We start from the raw sequence: 9003 nt of genomic DNA, 5'->3' as shown, positions 1-9003 counted from the left end.
ATGATAAGCTTAAAGCCAGCTATGAGGCTGCCGTAATTCTCGCTTGTGTCTTTATCTGGCTGCCGCTGATTTGAATTCTATACAGCCCCTAGTAGATTTACTTTAAAACCGATACAGTGCTATTTATTTTACTACAATCGTATCGCTTTTATTTTGAACCGACTATCTGTATCGTTATGAGGCCATTTTAACGCTTTTCACCCCAGCATGCTGCCTCATCTCTAAACTCTATCGCTCAGTAGCTCAAAAACAGTGATGTGTGTTATCAATAATAAATACCACTCGAGCTTATTCGTTACTTGCCGCTTGGCTTTTTAGCCAATCCATAAACTGTTTGCTGTGTTGTTCACGCTGATTGTCCGCAAACTCATAAAATCTTGTGCCCAGCAAATTATCTGGTAAGTAGCTTTGAGCGTAGTAATGATTGGGATAGTCGTGCGGATAAACATAACCTTGTCCATAGCCCTGATTGCGCATCAACTTAGTGACACCATTACGCAGATGCAGCGGGACAGGTGAGGCATCTTTTTCTGCCAAACTCATCGCCGCATTAATGGCTTTATAAGTGCTGTTGCTTTTGGCACTGGTCGCCAGATAGACCACCACTTGGCCTAATGTAATGCGCGCTTCGGGCATGCCGATAGATTGCACACTACGCAAGGCAGCGTCGGCGAGTAGTAGCGCATTGGGGTTAGCATTGCCGATGTCCTCACTGGCCAAAATCACCAAGCGCCGCGCAATAAAATCAGCAGGCTCACCACCGACCAGCATCCGCGCCATCCAGTACAGCGCCGCATCAGGATCAGAGCCGCGTACGGATTTTATCAAGGCCGAGACGATATCATAATGCTGCTCGCCGTCTTTATCGTAGCGCACCAGCGCGGTCTGGGCGACACGAGCGACTAAAGCATCATCGACGATGAGCGGTGATTGGTTGGTGTCAGCCGTTTGAATCGCCAGCTCTAATAAGTTTAGCGCCTTTCTCGCATCACCATGTGCCAATTGGCTGATGGTTTCTTGCGCCTGCAAATCTACAGTCAACTTTTTAAATACATTATCTTCTGAGAGCGCCCGCTGTAATACTGCTGCAATTTGCTCAGGCGTCAGTGGCTCCAAGCGATATACTTGGCAACGTGATAACAGGGCGTTATTGACGCTAAAAGAAGGGTTTTCAGTCGTCGCGCCAATCAAGGTAATATCGCCAGACTCTACCGCGCCAAGTAACGCATCTTGCTGGGCTTTATTAAAACGGTGAATCTCATCGATAAATACCACCGGTGACTCAAAGCTTAGAGAGTCTTTGCTATCTAGCACTTCTCGCAGTTGCTTCACCCCAGTATTTAGCGCAGACAGCGCATGGAATGGTCGTCCAACGGCATCAGCCAATAGCATGGCGATGGTGGTTTTGCCGATACCTGCTTCGCCATGCAAAATAATCGACGGCAGATGTCCTTGTTCCACTAAGCGTCTTAACGGTGCTCCTTTTGCTAACAAATGCTCTTGACCAATAATGGCATCAAGCGTCGTTGGGCGCATACGCTGGGCGAGTGGGGTGTCGGTATGAAAGTTAGGCGGCATGGGACTCTCTATTATAAAATAGCAATTAAATTAGAAAAATAAGATAAATTTTATTGATCATTATATAAGCTGGTATTGGGTATTATATGAGCTAGGCTAACGCAGATTTACGTTAATAAAAGTCAGCTAAGTGTACAGCTTATGTCCCAAATACTTTGGTTTTTATATTTTTATCCCTATTAATGCTCTAACAGAGTTTATGACTTAGTTTATGACTTGGGATATATTAAGCATTGATTTATTGAGCATAAGGTAGGATATTAATGGTAACACCATCGACTTTTAAGCGCTTATTGAATCGCCATCCAGAAAAACCGCAATCACGACAGCTGACAGCTGGTGAGATAGCGCTGGCTCGTTCAGTGTTCGCTGACAGTATTAGACTTGATAACGTTCAGCTAAAGACCGCTTGGTGGGTGCTCAAAAATTATGCGGTGAGTCCCAATGGGAATATTTATTTTCACCCAGCAGACTGGATTGTAGATTTTAGCCAAACGTCGCTCAATAAGCAAAGCTGGTTGATACATGAGCTGACCCACGTCTGGCAGTTGCAGCAAGGTCTAAAAGTCGTACGTGGCGCGCTCATTGACCGTCGCTACAATTATGTGTTTGAAACAGGCAAGTGCTTCTTTAAATACGGTATCGAGCAGCAAGCGCGCATGGTACAAGATTACTTTATCCGCCGTCAGCGTGGGCAGTACTGTCAGGATTTAGAAAGCTGTATTCCGTTTCTAATAGCGCCACCAGTCGTTCCTGCTGGTAGTAGCCATGCTAATGAAACTAATGAAAGCTCGCTCAAGTCTTAACCCGTATGTCATGATTTAATATTTCTGCTTTTAACCAAGGGTGTGTACTCAAATGTTTAAATTTTTATCAGTAAAACCGACTATTGATACTCATCATAACCTTGTAGATAAAGGCCTCATGAGTCCACGCCAAGCGCCAACCTTGCTTGCAGCAGCAATGACAGGTGTCTTATTGTTGAGCGGTTGTCAGCAACAAGCAGAAACACCACCAGTGCCAGATGACAGCCAAACCACTGAGAAAACGGCTGAAGAGGACAGTCAGCCTATGCAAAAAAGCGATTCGGCTGCTGCTCGTATAGAACAGTACCAGCCTATATATGTCGCCCAAGCGCAAGGGTTGCAGCGTCGTTTGCAAGCAGAGTACGAGTCGCTACAAGCAGCTGATGCCTCAGTACCGCAAGAGTCGTTATTGCTAAATGGTACGACGGACGACTTCAGTGATAACAATGACAGCTACAATAACGATGACATCGCCGGCAATAATGAAAATAACGACAGTATCAATATTGAAAAGAATGCTGGAATGGCTAGTGGTGCTACTTCGTCGACAGTAGCGCCTACATCTCCAATGGCTAATGTCGACAGTGACACTAACAGTGCCAGTGATATTGCTAATGACGCTGTTAACGAAATAGCGGCTGAAGATGATATTAATACTAGCACGGAAGTCGGTGAGCGTGATTTGACTGTGTTAAAACGCATCAGCCTCGAGCCGCGCAAGCCTACGATACTCACAGAAGCGCAAATTATCGAACGCTACCAGCAAGTAATGGAGGCGCTCTATCAACCTGTGACCACGCCGCTTAGTGCCGAAGATACCGATACGTTGATTAATGTTGCCACCTTGGTGCCGCAGTTGTTTGAAGATGCGGAAATTGCTGGACGGGTTAATGCAAAAAGCCCAGCACTGGCGCGTTTGGTGATTCAGCATCAGGTTTGGGAGCAAATAGAAGCTCAGCAAGTGCTAGATATGCAGCAAATGAAACGAACCCAGCAGCAAGAATTTGAGATGTTAATGACAAAATTTAATGAGACCATTGAAGGTTACGATGAACAAATTGCTAAATATGAGCAGACCTTAAAAGCCTTTGAGTAATGACTCAAACCCATCTGTCGTTAAGCGAATAGTTGTAAATGCAGCCCATAAAAAATCCCGCACTTTGGCGGGATTTTTATGGGGCTTCAATTAATTAATCAATCAAATACTAAAGCTTATTTGCGGTCTTCCACTTTAACGAAGTCACGATGCGTCTCACCTGTATACAACTGACGTGGACGACCGATTTTGAACGGTGCGCTATGCATCTCGATCCAATGGCTGATCCAACCTGAGGTACGGGCTAGTGAGAAAATAACCGTAAACATTGACGTTGGGATACCAATAGCTTTTAGAATAATACCAGAGTAGAAGTCAACGTTTGGATAGAGGTTACGCTCGATGAAGAACGGATCTTCTAAAGCGATTTTTTCTAGTTCCATAGCCAACTTAAGCTTAGGATCGTCGATACCTAAAGCTTCCAATACTTCATCACAAGCCTTTTTCAGCACTTGTGCGCGTGGGTCAAAGTTTTTATAAACACGGTGACCAAAGCCCATTAGCTTCACTTCACGGCTCTTCACTTTTTCCATAAATTCAGGAACATTTTCAACAGAGCCGATCTCGTCTAGCATCTCAAGAACAGCTTCGTTAGCGCCGCCATGTGAAGGACCCCATAAAGCAGCGATACCAGCAGCGATACAAGCGTAAGGGTTAGCGCCAGTAGAGCCGGCTAGACGTACGGTAGATGTCGAAGCGTTTTGCTCATGGTCAGCGTGCAAGGTAAAGATTTTGTCCATCGCATCAGCGATGATTGGGTTTACTTTATAATCGACATCAGCAGGGGTTGCAAACATCATATATAAGAAGTTTTCTGCGTAGCCAAAGTCATTACGTGGATACATGAACGGTTCGCCCTGTGAGTATTTATAACTCATAGCCGCTAATGTAGGCATTTTTGCGATTAGACGAATAGCCGTGATTTCACGATGATCTTCATCGCTGATGTCTAACTTATCGTGATAAAAGGCAGATAAAGCACCAACGACACCGACCATAATCGCCATTGGATGCGCGTCACGGCGGAAGCCTTCAAAGAACTTACGCAGTTGGTCATGAACGGCCGTATGCTTACGGATTTTTTCAAAGAAGTCTGCTTTTTGCTCGCTATTAGGTAGGTCACCATGAATCAGTGCATAAGCCACTTCTAAGTATTCAGCGTTTTTTGCTAACTGGTCGATAGGGTAGCCGCGGTATAATAACTCACCTTTACCACCATCAATAAAGGTAATCTTTGATTCAACAGGAGCCGTTACTTTAAAACCAGGATCATAAGACCAAAACCCTGAGTTTTGTAAAGCAGCAATATCGATAACTGGGCGCCCTAAAGTACCTTTGATGATAGGAAGTTCGTACTCTTCACTATTTACGGTTAGTTTGGCATTATTGTCAGCCATAAATTGCTCTCCATTAGTTTTAACTTGTTAGAATAAATTCACGACAGACGCATACCCTCGCGTTATCGATTCACCAAATAGTTTAAATTTATTTAAGCCACTTGATACGCAGGGTATATTAGCAGCAATTCAATATGATTTGAAAAGACTTTTACCGACAATCCCACCAAGTGACACGGTTTAGCCGTGTGTAACCACTGTAATTTTTGTATCAAAATATGTCTAATCGGTTATTTTGCTTAAAAGTACCTCTTTTAAAACTATAAGTAGAGCTACATTATTCACGTAATTTTTAAAGATTTTTAACAGAATAATACGGTAAGTGTTATAAATATTTGTGTTAGAAACAGGCAGAGTATGAGCAACAGACAAATAGAGTGGGCCATAAATTTTGGTAAAATCAAACATTTTTAGACAACCATTATTAATGTTCTCTATTTATTTGCTCACTTAGTGTGCCTTTTTTACTACTCAGGGGATAAATTTGTAATTGTCGCTCAGTCATTTTATAATTGATAATACTTAACTGGCACTCGTATTGTACAAATTGAGAAGTAGTTAGGATATGGTATCGTTTAAAGCTGGTTGTTTGGATACTGGTTGTTTGAGTATTTGAATATGGCTAAATAGCAAACGAGCAAGACTCGATACTGTTTCGATAAACGATTGAATCGATAAGACCCCGAATCTATGGTTTGGGTGTTGTTTTTAGTGGCTTTATTTTTAATTGTTTAAATGTTAAGCGTTTAATACAAGCACTTAAATTTAGCAAAACGTTTGTATCAATACAAAATGACAGGATAGCGTCATTTTTTATTAATATGTCTCGTAAAAATAGGCTGGTTAATCGATGTTATTCATGTTTTTTCTTTGTTGTATAATGGCGAGGCTTCTTTAGATCTGTCATTTCGACCAACGACATGAAACGGTTTATTGATTCCCTATACTGCACTATCCTCTCTTCATATTTGACGCAAACTATACGAAGTCAGCTAGCTCTTCCTTACCTTATTCGTCTTGAGTAGTACTCGGTGTGTTTGGTAGACGATTGCCAAACCATAAGTAACTACCAGACACAACCGCAAAAAAGGATGCCCGCTGTGAAAAGCAACAGACCTATTAATCTGCCTTTGAGCCAAGTGATTAGCGTTAACAGCTCACCGATTGCAATTGCCTCAATTTTGCATCGTATTTCTGGCATTGTTTTATTTTTATTGATTCCTGTCATGCTGTGGTTACTACAGAACTCGTTGGCGTCGCCTGAGAGTTTTGAGACCGTATTTGACAACGTATTCGTGCGCTTTTTGGCATGGATATTTGTTGCCGCGATTGCTTATCACTTTGTGATGGGCGTCAAGCACTTATTTGCTGATATGGGCATGAACGAGGAGCTAAAATCTGGCCGTGCCGCTTCTATGATTAGCTTTGTAATTGCAGCAATCTTAATTGTCGCGTCATTTGTATGGGTGATGTTCTAATGATAAAAAATGATTCAGGAATCAAAAGCGCTACTGGTCTGACCAGTTCAGGCTCACGCGATTGGATTATCCAGCGCCTCAGTGCAGTAGTCTTAGCCGTTTATAGTGTGGTATTACTGGGCTTCTTTTTGACCCACGGTAATGTGACCTTTATTGAGTGGTCATCATTTATGACCAGCTTGCCGATGCGTCTATTCAGTTTGATAGCTGTACTTGCGTTAGCTGGTCATGCTTGGGTTGGGATGTGGACGGTATTTACTGACTATATTACCACTGGCAAAATGGGCTCAAGCGCAGCAGGTTTACGTTTAGTGCTACAGTCATTGATGATTATCGCTATTTTAGTGTTTCTATTTTGGGGCATCATGATTTTTTGGGGTACTGGTTTCGGCGTTGTTGCTGTTTAACCACTGAGTGATAACCTCTACTATCGATAACGGGTGCGCGTAGCAGAATTTTTAGCTGCCTTAGTATGTCAAAGCCATCCGTTAGTCGCCAAAAATAGTCATAGCCAATCATAGCGTTGGGCACACATTGACTTAACCAGTCACTTAAAACTTAGGTGTATCCGTGGTGAAGCGAGTGATGAGTCCCAATATAACGATAGATATGCAAGTTAAGTGGTTAAAGGTTGTTTGCATGGTGCTTTGATAAGCACAAGTGGTACTGAAGCAAAAGTTATTCGGTACGGCAAAAATAATATGCAGAATCACCTTTTTATTTACTTCTAAGCATTAACAGGCATTAGGAAAACCGTAATGGCAACTAGACAAGATAATACCATTAGCAATATCAAGACCCTAAACTACGATGCAGTCATCGTGGGTGGCGGCGGCTCAGGTATGCGTTCTTCACTACACTTGGCTGAAGCGGGCATGAAAGTTGCCGTTTTGACCAAAGTATTCCCAACGCGCTCGCACACCGTTGCCGCTCAGGGCGGTATTGGTGCAAGTTTGGGCAACATGAGCAACGATAACTGGCATTTCCACTTTTATGACACCGTTAAAGGGTCAGATTGGTTGGGCGACCAAGACGCGATTGAATACATGTGCCGTGAAGCGCCAAAAGTCGTTTATGAGCTTGAGCACATGGGCATGCCGTTTGACCGTAACGAAGACGGGACGATTTATCAGCGCCCGTTCGGTGGTCACACTTCAAACTATGGCGAAAAAGCCGTACAACGTGCGTGTGCTGCTGCCGACCGTACCGGTCATGCGCTGCTACATACGCTCTATCAAAAAAACCTAGAGCAAGGCACTGAGTTCTTTATCGAGTGGATTGCGCTTGATTTGATCAAAGACGAAGCGGGTAACATCAACGGCGTTATCGCCATTGAGCAAGAAACGGGCACAGTTGCGGTATTCCAATCGCCGATTACTGTCCTAGCGACAGGCGGTGCTGGCCGTATCTTTGCCGCGTCGACCAACGCTTATATCAATACTGGTGACGGCATTGGCATGGCGGTCCGTGCGGGAATTCCATTACAAGATATGGAATTCTGGCAGTTCCACCCAACCGGCGTTCATGGGGCAGGCGTACTATTGACCGAAGGGTGCCGTGGTGAAGGCGCTATCTTACGTAACAAAGATGGCGAAGCGTTCATGGAGCGTTACGCGCCAACCGTGAAAGACTTGGCACCACGTGATTTGGTTTCTCGCTCTATGGACCAAGAAATCAAAGAAGGCCGTGGTTGTGGCCCCAATGCTGACCATATCGTTATGGATATGACCCATTTGGGCGTTGAAACCATCATGAAGCGTTTGCCATCAGTCTTTGAGATTGGTAAAAACTTCGCCAACGTCGATATCACCAAAGAGCCTATTCCAGTCATTCCGACCATCCATTATATGATGGGCGGTATTCCGACCACGATTCATGGTCAAGTAATCACTCCTGATCTAGAATCGGGTACAGATGAAGACGGATTATATACCAAAGGTAACGTGGTCAAAGGTCTATATGCCATCGGCGAATGTGCTTGTGTGAGTGTCCACGGTGCCAACCGTCTAGGTACCAACTCATTACTGGATTTGGTCGTATTTGGTCGTGCTGCTGGTAAGCATATCGTTGATGAATTCCATCATGCGGATCATGACTACAAGCCACTAGATCCACACGTGCTTGATTTTACCGTGAAGCGTTTAGACAAACTGCAACAGTCGACCGACGGCTACAATGCGCAGGACGTGGCTGATGAGATTCGTGCCACTATGCAAAAGCATGCCAGCGTATTCCGTACCCAAGCGATCATGGATGAAGGGGTTGAGCAGATTTTAGCACTGGGTGAAAAAATCGACAAAATCCATCTGGCGGACAAGTCACAAGTCTTTAACACCGCTCGTATCGAAGCGTTTGAAGTAGCCAATCTGTACGAAGTAGCAAAAGCCACCATGGTATCAGCAGCCCATCGTCACGAAAGTCGCGGCGCGCACAGCGTGGCAGACTACGATCGCCCAGAGGATGACGATTATGCACCAAACGGCCGTAATGACCACGATTGGATGAAGCATACCTTGTGGTATTCTGAAGGCAACCGCATCGTTTATAAGCCAGTTCGTAAAGTGCCGTTGACAGTTGATTATATCGAGCCAAAAGTTCGTGTCTATTAATTTTAGACCGCGCACCTGATTTATAGCTGATATATAACA

Annotated in this window: 7 protein-coding genes; 5 read left to right on the top strand and 2 right to left on the bottom strand. The window is 44.1% G+C overall.

Annotated features, from left to right (window positions below; translation table 11 throughout):
- Positions 1-288: 288 nt before the first annotated feature.
- Positions 289-1578 carry a replication-associated recombination protein A gene (locus EI161_RS02605; protein WP_192528920.1) on the bottom strand — a complete coding sequence of 430 codons (1290 nt, stop codon included), beginning with the start codon at positions 1576-1578 and terminating at the stop codon, positions 289-291.
- Between the two features lie 263 nt (positions 1579-1841).
- Here EI161_RS02605 and EI161_RS02600 point away from each other — a divergent pair, with 263 nt between their 5' ends.
- Positions 1842-2384, top strand: coding sequence for a type IV secretion protein Rhs (locus tag EI161_RS02600; protein ID WP_225735192.1), 543 nt, complete (start codon positions 1842-1844; stop codon positions 2382-2384).
- A 52-nt stretch (positions 2385-2436) separates the two neighbouring features.
- Positions 2437-3480 (top strand): hypothetical protein, encoded by a 1044-nt coding sequence (locus tag EI161_RS02595; RefSeq protein ID WP_192528919.1) that lies wholly within the window; start codon positions 2437-2439, stop codon positions 3478-3480.
- A 116-nt stretch (positions 3481-3596) separates the two neighbouring features.
- Here EI161_RS02595 and gltA read toward each other — a convergent pair whose 3' ends face one another.
- Positions 3597-4877, bottom strand: coding sequence for a citrate synthase (gene gltA / locus EI161_RS02590; RefSeq protein WP_192528918.1), 1281 nt, complete (start codon positions 4875-4877; stop codon positions 3597-3599).
- A gap of 1091 nt (positions 4878-5968) precedes the next feature.
- Here gltA and sdhC point away from each other — a divergent pair.
- From sdhC to sdhA, 3 genes are all read left to right on the top strand, one after another.
- The gene (sdhC, locus tag EI161_RS02585; RefSeq protein WP_192524178.1) at positions 5969-6355 is read left to right on the top strand and encodes a succinate dehydrogenase, cytochrome b556 subunit; all 387 of its coding nucleotides are present in this window, start codon (positions 5969-5971) and stop codon (positions 6353-6355) included.
- A gap of 2 nt (positions 6356-6357) precedes the next feature.
- Positions 6358-6762 carry a succinate dehydrogenase, hydrophobic membrane anchor protein gene (gene sdhD, locus EI161_RS02580; RefSeq protein ID WP_318779311.1) on the top strand — a complete coding sequence of 135 codons (405 nt, stop codon included), beginning with the start codon at positions 6358-6360 and terminating at the stop codon, positions 6760-6762.
- A 351-nt stretch (positions 6763-7113) separates the two neighbouring features.
- Positions 7114-8964: a succinate dehydrogenase flavoprotein subunit gene (sdhA, locus tag EI161_RS02575; protein ID WP_192524176.1), complete on the top strand. Its 1851-nt coding sequence runs from the start codon at positions 7114-7116 to the stop codon at positions 8962-8964.
- Positions 8965-9003: the final 39 nt, after the last annotated feature.

The organism is Psychrobacter sp. FME5, assembly GCF_014861375.1.
Classification (GTDB): Bacteria; Pseudomonadota; Gammaproteobacteria; order Pseudomonadales; family Moraxellaceae; genus Psychrobacter.
The sequence above is the reverse complement of the archived record's forward strand: the minus strand, read 5'-3'. Positions and strand labels throughout refer to the sequence as shown.

Bases quoted from the DNA above. Each gene is read 5' to 3' on its own strand.
- sdhC (WP_192524178.1), top strand. From the start codon at position 5,969: ATGCCCGCTGTGAAAAGCAACAGACCTATTAATCTGCCTTTGAGCCAA.
- EI161_RS02605 (WP_192528920.1), bottom strand. From the start codon at position 1,578: ATGCCGCCTAACTTTCATACCGACACCCCACTCGCCCAGCGTATGCGC.
- gltA (WP_192528918.1), bottom strand. From the start codon at position 4,877: ATGGCTGACAATAATGCCAAACTAACCGTAAATAGTGAAGAGTACGAA.
- EI161_RS02595 (WP_192528919.1), top strand. From the start codon at position 2,437: ATGTTTAAATTTTTATCAGTAAAACCGACTATTGATACTCATCATAAC.
- EI161_RS02600 (WP_225735192.1), top strand. From the start codon at position 1,842: ATGGTAACACCATCGACTTTTAAGCGCTTATTGAATCGCCATCCAGAA.
- sdhA (WP_192524176.1), top strand. From the start codon at position 7,114: ATGGCAACTAGACAAGATAATACCATTAGCAATATCAAGACCCTAAAC.